The following is a 22,246-nucleotide window of genomic DNA, read 5'->3' on the forward strand; positions in this document are numbered from 1 at the left end:
GTGATGGGGTGATGGGGTGATGGGGTGATGGGGTGAATAAATTTCTATCTGTCACCTGTCACCTGTCACCTGTCACCTATTACCCTATTCCCAACTTTCCAGCTAAAGCGGGTGTTAAAGGTAAAAGAGTGGCAATCATCAAGAATAAAGCCAAAAGACCCAAAGCGGCTCTCGCGTCGTCGGGTTCAGAGATTTCATTCAAACTGGGACGTTCTAAGTCCCTTTGTAAGAATAAAATTACGATTGCCCAATACATCGCCAGAGTATTACCCAGAGATACCACAGCCAGCAAAATTAAAGTTGCAAATGTCGCCCGTCCTGCGGTTTTACGTCCATAAATTGCCTGGACAATACGCCCTCCATCCAGTTGTCCCGCTGGCATTAAGTTTAAAGCTGTGATCACTAACCCCAACCAACCAATGATGACTAGAGGATGAACATTTACCAAAGGTGTTTGTAAGGCCGAACCCAGGACAACCCGTGCCAAACTGCCTACTAAAATAGAACCTTGGAAAAATTTATTGGGTAATTGAAATAAACTACCTGGGTGGGAAAGTAACAAACCTGTCACCAGCATGATCAAAGAGACAATACCACCAAAAGCTGGCCCTGCCAAAGCAATATCAAATAATGCCTTACGGTTGGGTAATAGAGACTCAAAGCGAGTAATTGACCCAAAAGATCCAATTTGCACTGCTGGTAGGAAAAAAGGCCAACTCAGACGGACTTGATGCTTACGTGCCAACCACCAATGACCAATTTCATGAGCGATCAAAATTGTAAATATTCCCAAGCCAATGGGTAAAGCTTCAGAAACTCGTGATGGGGTGGCGAATAGATCAAAATTTAGTAATAAACCTGCTGCTTCTAAATTGGTGGCAATTGTTGCTACCAAGAGAATCACCGCAAATGCCTTTTGTGGTAACTGCATCGGCCGTGGGTCAGTGCGACTAGGCAGAACAATCATCACAGGTTTACCATCTGTGTTTTCTACTAAAAACAGGCGATATTTATCACCTAAACGGCCTTGCAAACTTTTGGTAAGCCGGTTGTGAACTTCTTCTGGTTCTCCCCGCAAGTTACCTTTGAAAATTGCTCCTTCTTGATAGGGGATGGTTTCTGTGGCGAAAAATGTATCTATACCGAAAATACCTTTAATGGCATTTAAATCTTCTTCCGGTATTGTGATTGCTTCCAGTTTTACTTCGGTAATAACTACTGGATTATTATTTTGTGTGGCTTCTTGTGTAGCTTCACTTGCAAGTCTTTCTGTTGCCCGTTGCTTAAGAATGGCATCTTGACCAGCATTGCGTAACTGTCTACCTAAGAAAATATACACGCCGGCAGAAGCAACCACTAATAACAATATTCCCGCTATATTGAGATAAATTCCAGCGGCAAACAAGCCAAAAAACAACAGCCAAGGAGCCATTAATACTACAGACTGTAACCAGGCTAAGATACCCAGCTTACCAAAAGGTCTGGCGCGATAAAAGCCCCAACCTAAAATTCCGAACGCTACCAGCACAACTGCTGCAATTATAGGAGTTTCTGATGAAGTAAACATCTCCAAACCTTTGCTATTGAGATCAAGCCAGAACAAGTCCGGTTTTCATAGATATAGCAGGTGACAGGTGACAGGTGACAGGTGACAGTGTCAACAGGCATAAATTCCGCGCTCACTGCACGTACTCTTCTCAAAGAATACTATATATTTGTAAATATTGAGCTTTGTTGACAAATTACATTTTTTATGATATATTCGCTGTTTTTAAATAAAAGCCTTTCCCTTTAGCAAGAGATAATTTTCAATTGTTTATTATTCATTGTCAATTGTTGACAGCCTATTATAGCAATTCCCATTCCAGTGAGGTACAAGAATTAATAATTAAACGCAGATGTACGCAGATAAACGCAGATATTTTTCTACCTCATTAGAGTCAGAAACGCTATATTGATGGTTTTCTTCTTTCTTGGTGATGGCTGAATGCTTACATATTTTAGTTACGAAATTTTGGCTGAGTCATGGGAATTTCAATCACAAATTCTGTACCTTCTCCCACGGTAGAATGACAAGATAAATTACCTTGATGTCTATCTACGATGATTTTGTAACTAATAGAAAGTCCCAAACCTGTGCCTTTACCAACTTCTTTAGTTGTAAAAAAGGGGTCAAATAATTTGGGTATAATTTCTTTTGGTATTCCTAAACCATTATCCCAAATGCGGATAGCTAATCGAGAATTATCAATTTTTTCAGTAATAATCTGAATTTCTCTTTTATTATTAAGTAATTTTACATCTTCTAAAGCATCAATGGCATTACTCAAAATGTTCATAAACACTTGATTTAATTGCCCCGGATAACATTGAATTAATGGTAAGTCTCCATAATTTTTAATGACTGCTATTTCTGAATAATTTGGCTTGGCTTTCAGACGATTCTGCAAAATCATTAAGGTACTATCTATGCCTTCGTGAATATTAGCTTCCTTGAATTCTGCTTCATCTAAACGAGAGAAATTGCGTAATGACAGGACAATTTCTCTAATCCTGTCCGTTCCTACAAGCATTGAATTCAGCAGTTTTAGTAAATCTACTTTTAAAAAGTCTAATTCGATACTAGCAATTTTTTCTTGAATTTTTGCTGGCGGTTTAGGGAAGTATTGTTGGTATAACTCTAGGAGGCTGAATAAATCTTTTACATAATCCTGAGCGGGGAAAATATTACCATGAATAAAGTTAACTGGATTGTTAATTTCATGAGCAATACCAGCTACCATATTACCAAGAGAAGACATTTTTTCAGTATGAATCAGTTGGATTTGTGTTTGCTGAAGCTCCCTGAGAGCATTTTCGAGATTTTTAGTTTGTTGTTGTAGCATAATTTCTGAATTTTTCAGTTCGGTGATATTTGTTGCTACCCCTAAAATTTGCTTAACTTGACCATTGCTACTACGATTAAAAACTGTGTCCCGACTATATAACCAGCAGCATTGACCATTTGCTTGTTGCATTCGATATTCAAGTTTTAATATTTCTCCATCTGCAACATTGGTAAATTTTTGGAAATGTTCTAAAACATTTTTTTCATCTTCTGGATGAATAATTGTAGACATTAAATGTACTCCCATTTGTTGAATTTCTGTTTGGGAGTAACCAAGCAAATTAGTAATTTCCCTGTTCACGTAAATGTTACGCTGCTCTTCTAAATCAAAAATATAAATAATGTTGGGAGAAAAATTAGCAATACGTTCGATAAAGTGCTGACTTTCTTGCAGTGCTTCTTCCGCTTTTCTCCGCTCGGTAATATTCATGGTTGTCCCTACGATGCGATAAGCCTTACCGTCGCTATCTTTGATAGGATTGAGAGTAGTTAGCCACCAAGTAGGCTCATTTTTGATGGTGAGAAATTCTTCGTAGCTAATGGTTGTACCAGATTCTATACAATCTTGATAGCGTTTACGTACCGTTGCTCCTTCTATTTCCCCATGTAAATGTTCTGGTGGTTTGCCCATTAAATCTGCTTGACGGAAACCTGTTAATTTTTCTCCTGAAGGATTATAGCCAGCAAAAGAAAAATCACCATTTTCTAAAACATTAATTACAAATATAATGTGGGGAACACCTTCATAAATACTGCGAAGAAATGCTTCTTTTTCCTGTATTTGTGCTTCCGCTTGTTTTAATTCACTAATATCAAAGAGACAACCATACCAAATTATAGTACCATCAGGTTGACGTTCTGGTTTAGCTATAGCTTTCACCCATTTTTGATGAACAGAAGGGGTATTAAGCCGCCACTCAGTTTTATAATTTTCTAGGGTTTGAGCAGATTGTAACATTGTTGCTTGGATGTCTACAATATCATCAGGATGAACAGAATTAAATATTAATAATCCATCTTTTTTAAGTTCTTCAGGTTCTAATTCTAAAAATTCTCGACATCCAGAAGACACATAATAAAAAGACATTTCCCCATCAGTTGATAAATGAAGTTCATACATCATTCCTGGGACATTATCTGCTAATCTCTGTAACCGAGCTTCACTTTGATGCAAAGCAGCTTTACGTTTTTCAACTTGATTTTCTAATTCTTCATTGAGTTTTTTTAGTGCTGCTTCTGCCTGTTTACGTGCCGTAATATCTAGCAAGACACCACAAAAAACAATTTCTCCTTCTGCGCTTCTGGTTGGTGTTGAATCTCCTTGCCACCAAACAATTTCACCATTAGGTTTGATTAATCGTCCTTCATAATGCCAAGGGGTAGAATTTTCGACAGCTTCTACTCCTGACGCAATATAATTATTAATATCTTCTGGATGGATAATAGCGTGAAAGTGATTTAAATCTTGCATGACTTCACTAGCTGTAATTCCCGCCAATTCCCAGATATAATCACTAATATAATCTACTGTCCAAATACCATTGCGGTTGGTGAATTGAAAAATTGCTCCTGGGAGATTAGTAGCAATATCTCTTAAACGTCTTTCACTATTTGCTAAAGCTATTTCTGCTTGTTTACGCTTGGTAATTACCTCTGTGAAGATGATAATTCCACCGATTTCATTTGGGTTTTGATACCAAGGATGTATTTCCCATTTTACCCATTCCATTGTGCCATCAGCACGAAAAAATTGATCTTCTTCACATTTCTCAAATGCACCTTTTAAACAGCGTTGGTGAATTTCTCGCCAACATTGGGGAAGATTTGGGAAAATTTCATAGTGACTGTGTCCGATAATTTCTTCATTATCTAAGCCATAATCTTCTCGCCAGCGACGATTTGCTAGTACATAGCGCATCTGAGAGTCAAGTATAGCGATCGCTGCGGGCGTATATTCCAAAAATAAACTCATCTGCTCATGGTTATACTTGACAGGAGCAGATAACTGGCCTTGACTCAAACTGTCTACTGTTTGACGTAGATGGACGAGTTCCTGTTGTAGAGATTCATAGGTATTTTTATCTACAGTGATCAGATCACCAGTCATAGTTTTGTTGTTTGCCTGTTCAGAGTCGGAAATTGAGTTTATAGTTCTAACAAGCATAGACATTTATCTCATGCTGTTTATTTGTCGGGAATAACCCCGACTGGGCGGACTACAACGCCCCCTATATCTAGACTAAACGCTGTCGGGACTACTTTTCTGAAAATATTCAAACTACCATCCACATCGGCATAAATCAATTAATGGCAATCATAGATTGGGCGAAGTTTTACAACACCATTTCACGAAAACCCTGATCCAAATCACTTCCCCTACACTCCAACTTCTCCTGCTTGCTATATGTATCAATTTTAAAGTGAAACGGTATTACTTTTTATATAGGACTCCTATTTGATGATTGATAGCTTGCGTGGCGTAGCCATACAAAACTCCGTACACCTAAATCTTCTACAACCCTTTTGCCTTTTGCCTCTTGCCTCTTGCCTGCCTACACAAGTATTTATGGCTTACGCCACGCTGCGCTATCAGGAATCAAACCGGATGCCTATAGTTCCCCATTACGGCAACCAAATAAAATCATTGGCGTGAATATTTCTTCTCATAATATTTTCATAATTTTAGCCAATTGATGCGGTAATATTTGAGCGATAGTTTTGCACCCATTCAATAAATGTTGATGAGAGAAATAAAAATCTTGTGATTTATGTCTTGGGTGCATTTTGCTAACTGCTAAATGCTGACTGCTGAATGCTTACGGTTTTTCTTGTCCTTTTACCCTGACTTTTTAAGAGCAAAATCCAGACAAGTATAAAGTCCTATATAATTGAACTTTGGGTAGATTGTAAAAAATTATCAATATTGTATATTTATATGAACTAACACAAAATGTTTTTGAGTGCCTCATGCTAAATGAGTAATTTCCAGAGCAACTGAATATAGATCCAGATAGAGTTTTAAGTATTCATTCCGGCAAATATATATTACCCATGACATCCCCTGAGTCTAAAACAGATATTCCAGATATTCCCCAGTCATCGTTTCCGCCACCATTCAAATCACAACGGTGGCTCAGATTATTGATAGCTTTAGTCCTGATCATTGGAGGTGGCGGAGCTATAGCTTGGAAATTGCTCACTCCTCATCACCCAAGTCCAGCCATAGCTAATGCGCCCCCTCCTGGAGTCAAAGTAAAATTATCTACAGCAAAAACAGGTACAGTCGAGGATACAACAGAGTATATTGCTAGTTTAGAATCCAGGCGCTCAGTTAATCTCCAACCCAGGATTCAAGGTCAAGTCACTCAGATATTTGTCAGGTCAGGAGATCCAGTCTCAGATGGTGCAGCCATCATGCAAATAGATGCTCGGCAGCAACAGGCCGCAGTTAATAGTTTATCCGCTGCTGCTCAAGTAGCAAAAGCACAACTAGAAAATGTTCGTGCTACCCTCCAATCTCTGGAAGCAGAGAAGATCGGCAAGGTGGCTGATGTCAACTTAAACCAGCAGGAATATAACCGCTATTCTCAGTTAGCTGTTCAAGGCGCTGTATCTATTCAAACTAAGGATTTGTATGCTAACAGGTTAGCTACAGCAAAAGCTGAACTCAACGCTATTAATTCTCGGATTCAAGCCCAAAAAGCTACCATATCCCAAGCAGAAAAATCCTTAGAACAAGCTGACGCAAATATTAGACAACAACAAATTGAACTTCAGTATTACAAAATCACTGCTCCTTTTAGTGGCACAATTGGAGATATCCCTGTCAAAGTAGGCGATGTCGTCAATATTTCTACACCACTAGCTACTATTACGCAAAACCGACCTTTAGAAGTGAAAATCCCTGTGCCACTGGAACGCGGACTACAATTGCGTCAGGGACTACCAGTAGAACTAATGAATGCCCAAGGTCAAACTTTAGGGACTACCAAAATATTTTTTATCTCTCCCAACATCAACAATAATTCTCAATCAATACTTGTGAAAGCACTTTATGATAATTCCGAAGGTCAGCTGCGAGCAGATCAATTAATTCGCGCCAGAGTGATTTGGGATCAGCGTTCTGGAGTTCTCGTTCCCACTACAGCTGTATCTCGGATAGCTGGAGAAAACTTTGTATTTTTAGCCCAAACAGAAAAATCGACCCAAGGAAATTCCCAATTAATAGCCAAACAAAAACGAGTGAAATTAGGGGATCTTAAAGGTAATGATTACCAAATAATTGAAGGATTAAAAGCAGATGAAAAAATCATTGTCTCAGGTGTACAAAATCTCAGAGATGGACTACCAATAATTCCGGAAAATTAGGTGGCAGGTGACAGGTGACAGGTGACAGGTGACAGAAAGAAATTTCCCTATTCCTTAATTACCAATTACCAATTACCTGATTACGAATTACGTTCGCAAAGCGTTTCCGAAGGAAATATTACGAATTACGAATTAATTATGTTTGTTGATTTTTTTATTAAGCGACCTGTATTTACCAGCGTCTGTGCTATTCTCATTTTGCTAGTAGGAACAATCAGTATTCCTACACTGCCTACAGCACAGTATCCAGAAATTAGTCCGACGCAAATTATTGTCACTTCTAACTATGTTGGTGCTAGTGCAGAAGTTGTTGAAAACACTGTCACCTCTATTCTAGAGCGTCAGATTAATGGTGTCGAAGGCATTAAATATATGACTTCGAGTAGTAGTAACGACGGTACTAGCACCATTACAGTAACTTTTGATGCTTCAAAGAATAAGGATATTGCCGCAGTTGATGTTCAAAACCGGGTTTCTTTGGCTGAACCGCAGTTACCAGATGCTGTTAAACAAACGGGAGTTACTGTCAGTAAACAGTCTAACAATATCTTGTTAGCAATTGGTTTATATAGTGAAAATCAGCAGTTTGATACTGTCTTTTTAAGTAATTATGCTGATTTATATATAGCTGATGCTCTGAAACGCATTAAAGGTATAAGTGAGGCGCGAATTTTTGGTGAACGTCGTTATGCGATGCGTCTATGGCTAGATCCGAATAAACTAGCTAGTCGGAATTTGACTACCAGTGATGTGGTTGATGCTCTCAATGAGCAAAACTTTCAGGTGGGTATAGGACAAATTGGACAACAACCAGCCACAGATGGTCAAATGTATCAAATTGACTTGAGGGCAATTAGTAGGCTGACCGAACCACAGGAATTTGATAATTTAGTGATTAAAACTGCGGCTGATGGTAGTTTGATTAAATTGAAAGATGTCGGTAGGGCAGAACTTGGCGCTCAAAATTATAGTTCATTTCTGAGATTTAAGGGTCAAGAAGGTGTAGGGATAGGTATATTTCCGACACTGGATAGTAATTCTTTGGAAGTTACCAGGTCTGTAAAAAAGGAAATGGCGCGACTTTCCCAAAGCTTTCCCCCAGGGATGAAATATGAAGTTGCATTTGATACCACAACTATTATCGAAGGATCTTTAAAAGAAGTAATCAAAACTCTTGTAGAGGCGATCGCTCTGGTTGTTCTGGTAATTTTTATTTTCTTACAAGATTGGCGCACTACTTTAATTCCTGTTATCACTATTCCTTTGTCTTTAATTGGTACTTTTGCTTTCGTTAAAGCCTTTAATTTTTCCATTAACACCTTAACGATGTTTGGTTTAACTCTAGCAACAGGAATGGTAGTTGATGACGCGATTATTGTTGTAGAAAATATCTCCCGATTAATTCAAGAAGAAAAACTACCTCCCCGCAAAGCAGCTTCTGTCTCTATGGTTGAATTGACAGGGGCAGTAATTGCTACTTCTTTGGTATTAATGGCTGTGTTTGTACCTGTAGCCTTTTTCCCTGGTTCAACTGGACAAATTTATAAACAATTTGCTCTGACTATTGCTTTTTCTATCGCTATTTCTACTTTTTTAGCTCTGACTCTTACACCTGCTCTGTCTGCTTTATTATTACGTCAAAGCCCCCCTCCTCGTGGTATTTTTGGCTTGATATTTGGCTTTATTAATGGTTTTTTAGCAGCCATGCAGCGTGGATATGAAAGTGTTTTACAAAAGTTAACGAGAATCAAGGCTATTGTTTTAATTGTATTTATCGCCTTAATCGGTTTCACAGGTTGGCTTTATTTGAATGTACCTACATCTTTTCTTCCTGACGAAGATCAAGGTTATTTCATCACTATTATTCAAGCACCAGAAGGTTCTTCACTGCAATACACCAGCAACGTGATGAGCAAAATAGAAACAGAAATTTTGAATATCCCAGAAGTGACGGGAACTTTTGCTGTTGGTGGCTTTAGTTTTAGTGGTAATACTGCTAATAGTGGCATAATTTTTAGTACACTAAAATCTTGGGATGAACGGAAAAAACCCAATCAGTCAGTACAGGCTATTATTGGTCAGTTAAGACAAAAATTTTTCAATATTACGGAAGCTAGTGTTTTCCCAGTTAATCCTCCAGCAATTCGCGGTTTAGGTAGTTTTAGTGGTTTCCAGTTTCAGTTACAAGATGTAGTGGGAACGAATAGTTTAAATTCCATGTTGGCAGTTGTCGGTCAATTTATGATGCGGGGTAATCAAACTCCGGGACTGCAAGCTGTGTTTAGCACTTTTAAAGCTAATACACCGCAAATTATTATTGAAGTAGACCGCAGTAAAGCCAAATCTCTACAGGTTTCTATTGACGATATTTTTAGAACTCTACAAACCTATATGGGTTCAAGATATGTCAATGATTTTAATTTTCTCTCACGCACCTATCGGGTATATGTCCAAGCAGATTCCCAATTTCGCTCTAATCCCAATGATATCAATTCCTTATATGTGCGTTCAGAAAATGATCAAATGATTCCTCTGAGTAGTTTGGTGAAATTGACTTCAACAACCGGACCGCAAACTATTAATCATTACAACTTATTCCGTTCTATTGAAATTAATGGTTCTCCTGCTCCTGGTTTCAGTTCTGGACAAGCAAACGCAGCGATGGAAAAACTAGCTAAGGAGATTTTACCCACCAGTATGGGTTATGAATGGTCGGGTATTGTAGCTGAGGAAAAAGAATCTGGTGGACAAGCACCAATAATTTTTGGTTTGGGTTTAATTTTCGTGTTTTTGGTGTTAGCTGCTCAGTATGAAAATTATGTTGATCCTTTGATTATTATGCTCTCAGTTCCATTGGCTATTATGGGGGCTTTAGCATCACAATCTTTACGGGGTTTAAGTAATGATGTATTCTGCCAAGTAGGGTTAGTAATGTTAATTGGTTTGGCCAGTAAAAACGCGATTTTAATTGTGGAATTTGCTAACCAGTTACGAGAACAACAGGGTTTCTCAATTACTAAAGCTGCTGTTGAAGCTGCACAAGGCCGTTTACGTCCAATTTTGATGACTGCTATTTCTACTCTGTTGGGGATTTTTCCTTTAGCAGTAGCTACTGGTGCTGGTGCTGGTAGTCGTCAATCTCTGGGTACTGCGGTGTTTGGTGGTATGTTTGTAGCCACTTTTTTAAGTTTGTTTATTGTGCCAATTCTGTATATTATTATTGGCAAAATTCGTGAGAGGCTGCAACCTAAACGTCAGTATCCGCTTTTGGAAGAGAGCGAAAAAGATCAGGTTTTATATAGATAAAAAATTCTGGATTTTTAGATCCCTGACTTCTTAAAGAACCCAGGGATCTAAGTTAGATCAAGTCTGGTAAATTAGTGATAATTCACGCATCTGTGAAAAACTCCAAAAACCTTTCTCCCCTGCTCCCCTACTACCTGGATGATAAATCGTTAATGGGACACGAAATTAGGGTGGATCTAAATTAAGCCCCGAATTTTTCGGCAATTCACTGATTAGTTTTTCAATAATGTAATCTCCAACAATTGCTTCTGAACATTTATCCTGCCACCAATTTAAGGATTTATGGTGCATTTCTAGCAAGAGTTCCTTATTCTCCAGCAGGTTTTTTAATATTTCTGGTAACTCTTGCCAATCTTGAATTTGAATTACAGGCGCTCCATCTAAATACCATCGTGAAGGTAAAGCTTCAGTTACCAGAATACAACCATATTTCATACCTTCAAACAAACGAGTTGTTTCAAAAGATGTGCCTCTGGGAACAAGACATATTTTTGTGTCCATCATGATTTCACAATAGTTGCGCTCATCTTCACTAGTTCTATTGTGATAACCACCAGTAGTTGATAATTCAACTTTAAATTCCGGATATTGTTCCTTGAACTTATTTAAAGTCGATAGCATGAGTTTTCGAGACAAAGTTTTTGGTGTTCCTAACCAGGATTTCAAAGACCAGACAGGATATTGTTTGTGGATTACACTTCCTGAAAAATAAGTATCATAAAGACGGTCTTCGATATTTTTGATAGGCAGATTCTTGGAGTTATTGTAACCCAAAGGAATATCATAAATGGGAGGAATCTTTTCTTGATTGAATACCAAACTTAGGAATTTATGCCAATGATAATTTACCCAACCCGGTACACCAACAACTAAGATTCTTAAAAATTGAACTAGTGTCATCAAGTTTAATAAAGAAGGATGAAGAAGAGGGTTACATCCGAGTATTGCGCGTGTGCCTAAACACTTAAATACAGCCTTTACCTTGTGAGCATACTTGGGAATTCGATACCATTCATCTCCGAGTACAAAAACTACAACATTCTGCCCATAAGATGGCAGTTCATCAATTTCATTCCAAGTGATATAAAAGACTAAACCACTGATAACTGAACTTTTCTCTATAGCCTGGAATACTTTACCAAAATAAGTAGTTAAACAGAAATCAATCGGTGGTTTAGTGTCGTATATATCCCAAAGAATTGGTTTTTGATCTTTGCGGATGTAGAGATAATACTGGTTAGCAAGAGCGTTAATTACAGACATCTACGTTTGGAAGATTGATCAGGATTTAGGTGAGTATTTAAGACAAGAAATACTGTGACAATTTTTGATTGTGCTTGAGATTGGATGAAGTTTCACTCAATAGCATTCACACTGACATAATGTTTAGTGAATTATAAGCAGTATTTCCTAAAATGTCATTATTTTAATTTTTCTATTCTTTGTTGTGTGAAACAGGAAATTTATGCTATTTGATTTTGTGAAAAATATTTGGGTGCTTTGGTAGTCTTCCATAACATTTTTTATAAAAAATTTATCTTTTATTGGCTGTAATTGTTGAATTTAATTGTAATTTAAAATACTCAGAGTTACCCGTTGACAAATTATTTTCCAATATGTGATGTTGTAGAAGTTACATATTTACTTGGTTGTAACATTATTGACTGCAATAAATTATCTGAAGGTAAAAAAGATGGCACAAAAAATTATCCACGGTACAGTTGGTGACGACGGAACTAAAAAAACTGGTTCAGGATTTAATGTGGAATCACCAGAAGTAGGAACTTATTCAATTACTTTTTCACAGCCTTTTGTTGAACCTCCTACTGTGGTAGCTACTTTAAAGGATTGGGGTGCTGATAATCAAATAATTGTCAAAGATGTCACTACCGAAAAATTTCAAGTTGCTATTTGGGATTTGGGAATTAAACAACAATCAGGTACAGGTTCGCCAGAACTGACAGTTACTAAGGAAAAGTCTGCTTTTAATTTTATTGCGATTGGTGAAGATAGTTAAGTATGAACATTTTCTCATAACTTAACTCAATTTGCTGGTTATGCAGCCGAATGATAGCACAAAGTGCCTATATTTGGTAAATGTAAACCAGCAATTGACAGTTAGATTAAATGTGATCTTAGAGAAAATTACTGCTATACTAATTTGATTAATAAGGAGTTAAAAAATCCTTTTTTAGCTACTTGTATCCACAAAATCTCAAATTTAATTGAGAAAATTCGATATTAGCAAAAATTTAGTCTGCATTATGTCACAATTGGAATCTTCATCGCCCCAACCTGTTAGTAATAATTGGTACTTGTTAAGTGTTCGTTCTAAAAAAAGACAATCATTTTTAAAGTTTTTGAATCTGTCGATAGAACAAAATAACCTGCAAGAATTATTTGTAGATATAAAAGTTCCTCAAGATTCAGTATATGAAGATATTGTTTTACTGAATTTAACTAATTTTAGAACAGCCTATACCTATCTACAAAAAGTTGAATTCTTCCAGAATATAGAACGCAAACCATTACAATCATCACAGGTGAATCGGATGTTGGGTATTATTTAAGTACAACACAAGCTCCTCGATTTATCTAGGAGCCTCTAACTAGCACAGCTAGGCAATAGTAAAATATGACAGAAAATATATGGCGCGTTAAAAGCTCTAAACCTTATTTAATCAGGGTTTAAAAATGTATTTATTGAGAGTATATTGATGTAAATGTGTAATGCAATTTATCAATGTTACTCAATGTGAAAATATTAAAATTCATACTATACTTACTTTGTTCAGTAAATCTCATTAGCTATTTTAGTATTGGTTCTATATCGGCAAATCCTATTCCAACGAATCAAAACAGGGATTCAGTCTTACTGGTTATAGAACCAGCCACTGCTGTTAATAATTTGGCAAACCCACGCCAATACTATGGTAATGAAGTAGAAACTAAGTTGTTTGTTTTTTTATCACTAGATGAAAACTCGAACTTAGTTCCAGAATTTGCAGAAGAAATGGCAAATCTTGATATTTTTCCTCACAGTGAATTTCTTTCCCAACAATTCAAGTCCAAACCAATACTAATAGCTGCACCCGAAAACTTCAATCCTGAGCTAATAATAACCCCAGAACCCATATCACCTCCAAAATCTACTACACCTGTGCAGCCATCAATAGTTTTAGAAACTATTGAAACAGGCTTCCGCAGCGATATTAGTAATGTTCAACAGCAGAATCAAATTATTGAACCAGTGTTTCAATTCCGTTTAGCTAATGGAGAGAAAATTCGGGTTAAAACTGGATTTAATAGTTTTCATCAATCTCAACTTGAACCTATTACTAATATCCACTTCAGGTTGGTTGGCAAGGAAAAACGGGTGAATATACTATACAAGCAGCCGCAGGAATTGATTTATTTAATCGGCTACCAATTGCTTTTAATTTAAATGCTCAGATAGATAGACCAATTTTTGTTAACCGCACTCCCAATAATCAATTAAAGTCAGCTTTATTTTTATCAGCAGTGCTAGAACAAGGTCTTTATAAAACAAGTATAAAATCATTAGAAAATCAAATTACATCTTGGCGCTCTGGTTTAAATATCTACTGGCAAATTGACCCTAATACTAGTTTGTTGTCACTATATCGTGTTGGTTTATATAATGATGGTAACTTTGAACAGCAAGCTTTTAATCGCCTAGAACACAAGTCGGGTCAATTTTGGTTAGCTGCTAATTTGTTTGCGTGGAAATATACTCATGACCGCCAAGATACGAGTGGTTATTTTTCACCACAAGGATTCCTCTTATATAACGGTGAACTAGGTTGGGGAGGAGATATTTTCTCTTTTTTAAGTTGCCGATTAAGCACTACTTTAGGACAACAAATCCTCAATGGTAAAACAACTAGAGGTAATACTTATCAAACCCGTTGTACAGCCACAATATCATCAAATATAGATTTAGATTTTGGTTATAGCTTCAGCAATGTTCGTAACCTAGATACTGGGGATAGTCCTTATAGTAATCAGGTTTTAACGGGGCAACTAAAGATCAAATTCTAAGAGGATTTGATATGATTTCCGTTCTGACCTGTAAAGATTGACAAAGGCTACTTTAGATTTGTAATCTATGGCTTGTTTGACATCTAAACCCCAGAGTTTGAAACCATAAGCTGCATAGTTTTCATAACCCAATCTTCCTTCTTGATTGTACTGTTCTTGACCGTTAACAACGGCAGTACCATACATTTGCCCGTTTTTGGTCAGACGCTTGACTCGCCAATGTTTCCAAACGGCTTCTGTTGGCGATCGCATATTTGGATATTTTGCACCGACAATTTTTAGCCAAATTGCCATTCTACCCAAATCTAAGGCTGACCAACCAATTTCTTCTTTTTTATCTAATTGACCGTAATTTACAGGTAAGAGAGTTTTGGCGTTATAGACTTTTGTTGGGTAATTCTCCTTGATATAAAGGCATAGAGGCCAGAGTTTTTAACATTCTACTCATTTTGCTTTCAAACTCTTGCACAGTAATGATGTTTAGTTCTCTAGCACTGACTAAAGCTGCGATCGCAGCGGCTTGATCCCACATCGTTACAGAAGCAAAACCATCCACAGAATTAACTAAGCCAGTTTGGTCATTCCAGTTATTTTTAAAGTATGACCAAGCTTGACGCGCCATGATCAATTCTTGGTCGGTTAATTTACCAGTTCCCGCATTAACATCAGGAGTTTTACTTATTTTTAATACACTTAAATTAATTTCTTGACCTGGTAAAACTATTGATTTAGTATCCAGTTCAGCAATAGTATCAGTTTCTTTAGTAGCAGGTGTGGGAGATGGGGTAATTTTTATTGTTTGGACTGCATTAGTTATTGCTAGTTGCTTAGACCAAGAATTTAACCCGGTAATTGCTACTATAGCTGTAACAACTCCGCCAACTGTAGCTAGAATAGATAATTTTTTTGGGGGAGGTTCAAAATCAGAATTCATTTTATTGATTCCTTATCGCAGGTGACAGCAAGAATAGGAATTTAGGATCGTAAAAAATACATTACCTAATAATGTAAGTATGTACGCAAATTTTACATGGCAACAACAGTGTTTTTACTGAACTAACTACAAGTGATTAATTTTTTGCAGAGTATTTGTAATGAAGAGTTTTTTTAGATTAAATGATAATAATTAGATATTAATAATCTCTACAGAAAAAGTGCAGATATGAAACAACCCGTACAACAAGATGAAGCAGCGCGAATAGAAGCTCTGTTACAATACAAGATTTTGGATACTTCCCCTGAAGTTGCCTTTGATGATATCACTCGTTTAGCTTCCTATATTTGTGGGACTCCCATAGCCTTGGTAAGCCTGATTGATTCTAACCGTCAATGGTTTAAATCTAAAGTTGGTTTGGAGGTATCAGAAACACATCGTGATTTAGCTTTTTGCGCTCATGCTATCCATCAACCTGATGTATTTATTGTTCCTGATGCTACTCGTGACGAAAGATTTGCTACTAATCCTCTAGTGACATCTGATCCTAATATTCGCTTTTATGCAGGTGTTCCTCTAATTAATGCCGAAGGTTATGGTTTGGGTACTTTGTGTGTAATTGATGAAGTTCCCAGAGACCTATTACCTGCACAATTGGAAGCATTACAAATTTTAGCTCGCCAAGTAGTTGAACAGATGGAAGTTCGACGCAATTTAGATAATGTGTTATTGGTGAGCAATGCAATTAAACAAAAGAGGAAAGCCAATAGAAAATTCTTTGTTCAAATTGCCGGATGGTTTGGCTTGACATCATCAATTTTGTTGATGATTGGGATGTTTTATTATAAAAATGTCCGCGATTTTATGTCTACATATCACCAGCAGCAACAAACTTTAGCACAAATAGATGCCCAAGAAGAACTACTATTTTATTTTCAGGAAGCTGAAAATGGATATAAGAATTATATGCTGACTGGAGATCCAGTTCATTTACAGGCTTATCAAACAGCAGTCACTCAGATTAACCAAAAATTACAAAGTTTGCACAAATTTAAAATAACTAGCCCTAGTATCCAGACACAAGTTGCCAATCTTGAGACACAAATATATACAAAATTATCTGCTATTAAAGAAAATATTGAACTACGCAAAAACAATAAGCCGGAAATAGCATTGCCGGGTTTTATCACTAATCAGGGTGAAACTTCCAGCAATTATAATTATATACATGATATTAAGCATCAAAACATTAGTTTATTTAAGCAGCAATCTACGGAATTAAATAGCAAAGCACAAAATACAATTCTGGCTTTACAAATATCTATTGGGTTATGCATTTTTATATTTTTAGTCATTTATTTACTCATATATGGGGAAATTACTGGACGTAAATCTATAGAAGCATCTCTGAAAAAAGAGCGTAACTTTATCTCCAGCATTCTGGATACAGCCAGCGTTTTAGTCATGGTTCTCGACCCCCAAGGGCAAGTAGTTCGCTTCAATCGAGCTTGTGAGAAAGCTACAGGTTACTCATTCAATGAAGTCAGAGGGAGATATTTCTGGAACTTATTCTTAGTCGCAGATGACCGTATATCGGTGCAAGCTATGTTTGAGCAAATGAAGTTAAGACAAGGTCTAAATGAGTATGAAAACACTTGGGTAACAAAGGAGGGAAATCATCGGCAAATTGCTTGGAAAAACACTACTCTTCTTGATCAGCAAAGTCAAATAGAATATATAGTTTGTACTGGTATAGATATCACTGAACGCAAGCAAGCCGAAATTTCTCTACAGCAACAGATTAGCGCCGTAGAAGCTGCAACAGATGGTATTGGTATTCTTGATGCTGATGGCAAATATGTTTATCTCAATAGTTCTCATCTTAGTATATTTGGATACAGTAATACTGATAAATTGTTAGGTAAAAGCTGGAAACATTTTTACTATCCAGAGACAATAGAATGGTTTAATAATTACGTTTTTCCCTTACTGATGGCAAAGGGTTATTGGCATGGTGAAACAGTTGCTAAACGAAAAGATAGCAGTACCTTTGCGGAAGAAGTATCTTTAACATTAATCCCAGATGGAGGAATAATTTGTGTTTGTCGTGATATTAGCAAACGCAAACAAGATGAACAATATCTCAATGTCCAATATGCAGCTACCAGCGCCTTAGCAGTATCTAAGAATATTCAGAATGCTACTCACCGCACCTTAAAAGGAATTTGCCAGAGTTTGGGATGGGACTGGGGGGAAATTTGGCTGCTAGACAAACCAGCGAATGTTCTGCATTGTGCAGATATTTGGTATGAGTCAGGTTTGGAGTTAAAAGATTTTGAAAAAATTACGCGAACCATGACTTTTGCCCCAGGAGTAGGACTACCTGGCCGTATTTGGTCAAGATTTGAGCCTGTATGGATCAATAATCTTAGTGATGAGCAAAATTTCTTACGCAGAGATATTACGACTCAAGTAGGATTACATACAGCTTTTGGGTTTCCCATCTACAGTGGCAGTGTTGCTATTGGAGTGATGATTTTCTTCCAGCAGAAAATTCAGCAGGAAAATGCAGATTTGCTGAAAGTGATGATGTCAGTTGGTAATCAAATTGGTCAGTTTATCAGAAGGAAACAAACAGAAGAAGAACTTCAAAACCATTACTTGCGATCGCAATTGTTAGCCGATGTCACCCTGAAAATTCGCCAGTCTTTACAAATCAACGAAATCTTGGCAACTACTGTGATAGAAGTTCAAAATCTCTTGCTATCTGACCGGGTATTAATTCTGCGTTTAGAAGAAGATGGTTCTTTTACAACAGTTCAAGAGGCAGTGCTTCCCGGCTTACCCGTAATTATGGGGCAAATTATTCATGATCCTTGTTTTGGAACAGAATACATCCAGAAATACTGTGAAGGCAGAATCCAAACTACCTCTGATATAGAAACAGCTGGTATCCAGCCTTGTCACATTGAATTATTGCAAAGATTCGCGGTTAAAGCCAATATAGTTGTACCGATTATTGTCCAAAATGAATTTTGGGGTTTACTAATTGCCCATCAATGTTATCAAATCCGGCACTGGAATACTTGGGAAGTAGAACTATTGCGATCGCTTTCTGACCAAATTGGAATTGCCTTAGCTCAAGCCAAATTACTAGAAGCAGAAACTCGGCAAAGACAAGAACTAGAAATTGCTAGGCAGCAAGCTGAGTTAGCATCTCTAGCGAAAAGTAGTTTTTTGGCTAACATGAGTCATGAAATCCGCACCCCCATGAATGCAGTTTTGGGCATGACAGGCTTATTATTAGAAACTCCTCTCAACCAAGAGCAACAAGATTTTGTAGATATAATTCGTGTCAGTGGCGATGCCTTATTGTCTCTCATCAATGAAATTTTAGATTTATCCAAGCTCGAAGCTGGAGAAATGTTGTTGGAAAATTTAAATTTTGATTTGTGTAATTGTGTGGAAGAAGTGTTGGATTTATTAGCTCCCCAAGCCCATAAAAAAGGATTAGAAATTGCAGCATTTATTCAGCCTAATGTCTATAAATATCTCCAGGGAGATGTTGGGCGCTTGCGACAAATTATGATGAATTTGATTGGCAATGCCATTAAGTTCACTAGTCAAGGTGAAGTTTTCATCCAAGTAGAATTGAAATCAGAAAATCAGGATATTGCTAATCTACATTTTACAATTACAGATACAGGTATTGGTATCCATGCTGAAGATCAAAGCAAACTCTTTCAACCGTTTAGTCAAGTTGATGCTTCCATTACTCGTCAATATGGAGGTACAGGTTTAGGATTAGCAATTTGTCAACAATTAGTAAATTTAATGGGAGGAGAAATAGGTGTAATCAGTCAGATTGGTCAAGGTTCGCAATTTTGGTTTGACTTACCTTTTGCCAAGAATGAACAGCCTTGTTGTCAGGTTTATGAACCTGATTTACTAACTAATCGACGTTTATTAGTAGTTGATGATAATGCTACTAATCGAAAAATCCTCCACCACCAAGCAACTGCCTGGGGAATGGAAGTGGATGAAGCTGATAATGCTACTGCTGCTTTACAGGCTTTAGAAATTGCGGTGGCAGAGGGTCAACCCTATGATATTGCAGTAATTGATATGCAAATGCCCCACATAGATGGGTTGACATTGGGAGAGCAAATAAAAGCCAATTCCACAACCAATAAAATGCCCCTGATTATGTTGACTTCTACTAATCAAAGAGAAGAAGTACAACAAGCATTAAACATAGGATTTGCTACTTATCTGGTCAAGCCAGTTAAGGCATCCCGGCTGTTAGATGCAATTATGAATACTTTGGGTAGCCAAACAAATCTGGATATTGAGGAAGCCGTGAAAATTAATCAATTATCTGTAATGATGCAAAATCAACAGATAGAACCGACCAAATCTCATTTAAAATTGCTGTTGGCAGAAGATAATTTAATCAATCAAAAAGTCTTGCTCAAACAACTGCAAAATTTAGGTTATTATGCCGATACTGTCGCCAATGGACAGGAAGTTTTAGAACTATTAGATAAAATTCCCTATGACCTCATTCTTTTAGACTGTCAAATGCCAATTTTGGATGGTTTGCAAACAGCAAGAGAAATTTGTCGTCGGCCAGATAGTTCCTTTGTTAACCAACGACGGCCTGTAATGATTGCTATCACTGCTGGGGCGATGAAAGAGGACAAGCAAAGCTGTTTAGATGCTGGGATGGATGACTATATCAGTAAGCCTGTAGCTAAAGATCAACTAGCGGCTATACTAGAGTGTTGGAGTTCTAAAATTTTTACTTCCGAGAGAGCAATGATTCCCGATATGATTTTTGAACCAACAGTGACAGATATCAATAAAAATTTACCTGATTCCCTCATAGATTGGCAACATTTACATGAAATTTCCGAAAATAATCTAGAATTTGAGTTGGAACTATTAGATGCTTTTGTAGAGGATAGCAAAATTCATATTACAGCAGCCCAGGCAGCAATAATCAATAAAGACTGGCAAAAAATTGATCGGGAAGCTCATCATATCAAAGGTTCTAGTGGAAATTTAGGAGCTATATCTATACATAAAACAGCAGAAAAAATAGAACATCAACTATTGAATCATGATATTAATGGTATATCTACATCATTAGCAGACATACTAGAATGCGTAGAACAAATTCAAGTATTTTTAAATCAACGGTAATTAGGTACTGCTGAAGCAATCTGCAAGAATTACCAATTTAATAATGTTTACTCATAAATAAACCTATAATGCCTTACTGCCAGAAGATAATTATACTCAGGAATTAATCAAGGCTACGACGGACTTATATAACCCTTTGCTGGGTTTTTATGAAGGTTTTTATGAAAAAACAGGCAAAACTGCCGTTGGTTTCACAAGCAGCACGAACAGTATGATTTTGCAATCTTTACTGTATGCAGCAACCAAGCGGCAGCCTCTAACTCGTCCTCATACTATGATGAATTCACCTTGGTGGCAAGCAGTAGGTAACGGCGATTTTGGCCGGGGTTTACCTACTACTCCCACTCAAAAATCCCAGTTTGTGACTACAGGTTCTGAAAGTTACTGGGTGAGTGTCAAAGATAAAAATTGACTATGTTTTACAATACAGCGCCTTCTGTTCTTCCTCCCATCCGCTCTTGAATTCTGCTCTTAGCGGCTTTGAATTGTGTAGCTAATTCCTCACTTTCTCGGCTACTCAAATTATTGCGAATAGCAGCAAACATTGTGCTTTCTTCTTGGCGAACATGATCGCCAATTTCATCCCATAATTGTCTGAGTCTATCTTTAAATTCTGGTGCAGTAGGATTGATGCTTCTCAATTGCTCAAGTGCTGGACCCCAGCGAGCTTGCTCATTATATAATTCTTGGGTATTCTCTTCACCATAGAAAGGACGTACTCTAGGATAAACAACTTCCTCTTCTGCTGCTGCGTGGGCGCTAAGATCCTTAAAAATTTGTCCAAAATATTCTTGAATTTTTTGAGGATTGTCACTTTGTAACAATTCTGTAAACAGGACATTTACCTTATTGTGATCCATACGCAGAACATCTTGGATATTCATATCCTGCTTATCAGAAGTTTGGGTAACAGCACTACCGACAGCACCACTAATAGCGGCGATCGCATCTTGAACTCTAGACCAAATTCCCTGATCTGCATCTTGTCCAGTCAATTCCCGCACACCCAAAATTTCTAAAACTCCTTTCAGTTGTTCTTGATGAGCGCGGTTTTCAAAATTGATTGTATTTAAAGGACCAATTGCTGCCATGACATCAGCACCAACTTTCTGTGCAGCTTTATGAATTGTCAGACCATTCATTACTTGTTGATGCTTCAATAATTCATGCTGAAATACTTTTTCAAAGAAACTTAATTCGTTACCTTGCATTAATTGGCGAATGGTTTGCACCATTTGTTTTACTGTTGATTCTGCATCTTTTTGAATGCCATATTGAACCGCTACAGTATCAAGAATACCTTGGTTTTTGCGGTCATCATCAAGCATTTTGCGAAGACTATCAGCAATTTCTCCATCTGCACCTTCTCGCAAAAATCTTTCTTCATTTTCTATAAACAACTGTTGCAGCAATTTCATATCTGCCAATTTGGCTGCAATAGCATTTCTTTTGGTATCATCTAAAGTCACTACCATGCTGATTTC

General features: G+C 37.2%; 12 protein-coding genes and 1 pseudogene. 8 read left to right on the forward strand and 5 right to left on the reverse strand.

Annotated elements, in window-relative coordinates; genetic code table 11:
- Positions 1–79: 79 nt before the first annotated feature.
- Both A0J48_RS17650 and A0J48_RS17655 read right to left on the reverse strand, forming a co-directional pair.
- Complete coding sequence (locus A0J48_RS17650) at positions 80–1,567, reverse strand: site-2 protease family protein (protein WP_200325310.1); 1,488 nt, start codon at positions 1,565–1,567, stop codon at positions 80–82.
- A 433-nt stretch (positions 1,568–2,000) separates the two neighbouring features.
- Positions 2,001–4,994, reverse strand: a complete 2,994-nt coding sequence (locus A0J48_RS17655; RefSeq protein WP_200325312.1) for a PAS domain S-box protein — start codon at positions 4,992–4,994, stop codon at positions 2,001–2,003.
- Positions 4,995–5,938: 944 nt separating this feature from the next.
- Between A0J48_RS17655 and A0J48_RS17660 the strand changes: the two genes are divergently transcribed.
- Positions 5,939–7,255 (forward strand): efflux RND transporter periplasmic adaptor subunit, encoded by a 1,317-nt coding sequence (locus tag A0J48_RS17660; protein WP_200325314.1) that lies wholly within the window; start codon positions 5,939–5,941, stop codon positions 7,253–7,255.
- A gap of 138 nt (positions 7,256–7,393) precedes the next feature.
- Complete coding sequence (locus A0J48_RS17665; protein ID WP_200325346.1) at positions 7,394–10,561, forward strand: efflux RND transporter permease subunit; 3,168 nt, start codon at positions 7,394–7,396, stop codon at positions 10,559–10,561.
- Between the two features lie 165 nt (positions 10,562–10,726).
- Here A0J48_RS17665 and A0J48_RS17670 read toward each other — a convergent pair whose 3' ends face one another.
- Positions 10,727–11,824: a glycosyltransferase family 47 protein gene (locus A0J48_RS17670; protein ID WP_200325316.1), complete on the reverse strand. Its 1,098-nt coding sequence runs from the start codon at positions 11,822–11,824 to the stop codon at positions 10,727–10,729.
- A gap of 430 nt (positions 11,825–12,254) precedes the next feature.
- On the opposite strand from A0J48_RS17670, the gene A0J48_RS17675 reads away from it, so the two are divergent.
- The 4 genes from A0J48_RS17675 to A0J48_RS17690 all read left to right on the forward strand — a co-directional run bounded on the left by A0J48_RS17675 (position 12,255) and on the right by A0J48_RS17690 (position 14,623).
- The gene (locus A0J48_RS17675) at positions 12,255–12,578 is read left to right on the forward strand and encodes an H-type lectin domain-containing protein (RefSeq protein ID WP_200325318.1); all 324 of its coding nucleotides are present in this window, start codon (positions 12,255–12,257) and stop codon (positions 12,576–12,578) included.
- 247 nt (positions 12,579–12,825) lie between these two features.
- Entirely contained in the window at positions 12,826–13,131 is a 306-nt protein-coding gene (locus A0J48_RS17680) for a chromosome segregation ATPase (protein ID WP_200325320.1), read from the forward strand.
- Between the two features lie 338 nt (positions 13,132–13,469).
- The gene (locus A0J48_RS17685) at positions 13,470–14,006 is read left to right on the forward strand and encodes a hypothetical protein (protein ID WP_200325322.1); all 537 of its coding nucleotides are present in this window, start codon (positions 13,470–13,472) and stop codon (positions 14,004–14,006) included.
- Between the two features lie 77 nt (positions 14,007–14,083).
- The gene (locus tag A0J48_RS17690; RefSeq protein WP_200325324.1) at positions 14,084–14,623 is read left to right on the forward strand and encodes a hypothetical protein; all 540 of its coding nucleotides are present in this window, start codon (positions 14,084–14,086) and stop codon (positions 14,621–14,623) included.
- A 30-nt stretch (positions 14,624–14,653) separates the two neighbouring features.
- On the opposite strand, the pseudogene A0J48_RS27760 reads toward A0J48_RS17690, so the two are convergent.
- Positions 14,654–15,557 (reverse strand): annotated as a pseudogene (locus tag A0J48_RS27760) (DUF3131 domain-containing protein); the annotation flags it as partial.
- 228 nt (positions 15,558–15,785) lie between these two features.
- Here A0J48_RS27760 and A0J48_RS17700 point away from each other — a divergent pair.
- Both A0J48_RS17700 and A0J48_RS27480 read left to right on the forward strand, forming a co-directional pair.
- Positions 15,786–20,762 (forward strand): response regulator, encoded by a 4,977-nt coding sequence (locus A0J48_RS17700; protein ID WP_200325326.1) that lies wholly within the window; start codon positions 15,786–15,788, stop codon positions 20,760–20,762.
- Positions 20,763–20,838: 76 nt separating this feature from the next.
- Entirely contained in the window at positions 20,839–21,174 is a 336-nt protein-coding gene (locus tag A0J48_RS27480) for a DUF3131 domain-containing protein (protein ID WP_200325348.1), read from the forward strand.
- Between the two features lie 7 nt (positions 21,175–21,181).
- Here the strand turns inward: A0J48_RS27480 and A0J48_RS17710 are convergent, their stop codons facing one another.
- Positions 21,182–22,237 carry a hemerythrin domain-containing protein gene (locus tag A0J48_RS17710; RefSeq protein WP_200325328.1) on the reverse strand — a complete coding sequence of 352 codons (1,056 nt, stop codon included), beginning with the start codon at positions 22,235–22,237 and terminating at the stop codon, positions 21,182–21,184.
- Positions 22,238–22,246: the final 9 nt, after the last annotated feature.

This window comes from Sphaerospermopsis aphanizomenoides BCCUSP55 (assembly GCF_001586785.1).
In the GTDB taxonomy this organism is placed as follows: Bacteria; Cyanobacteriota; Cyanobacteriia; order Cyanobacteriales; family Nostocaceae; genus Sphaerospermopsis_A; species Sphaerospermopsis_A aphanizomenoides_A.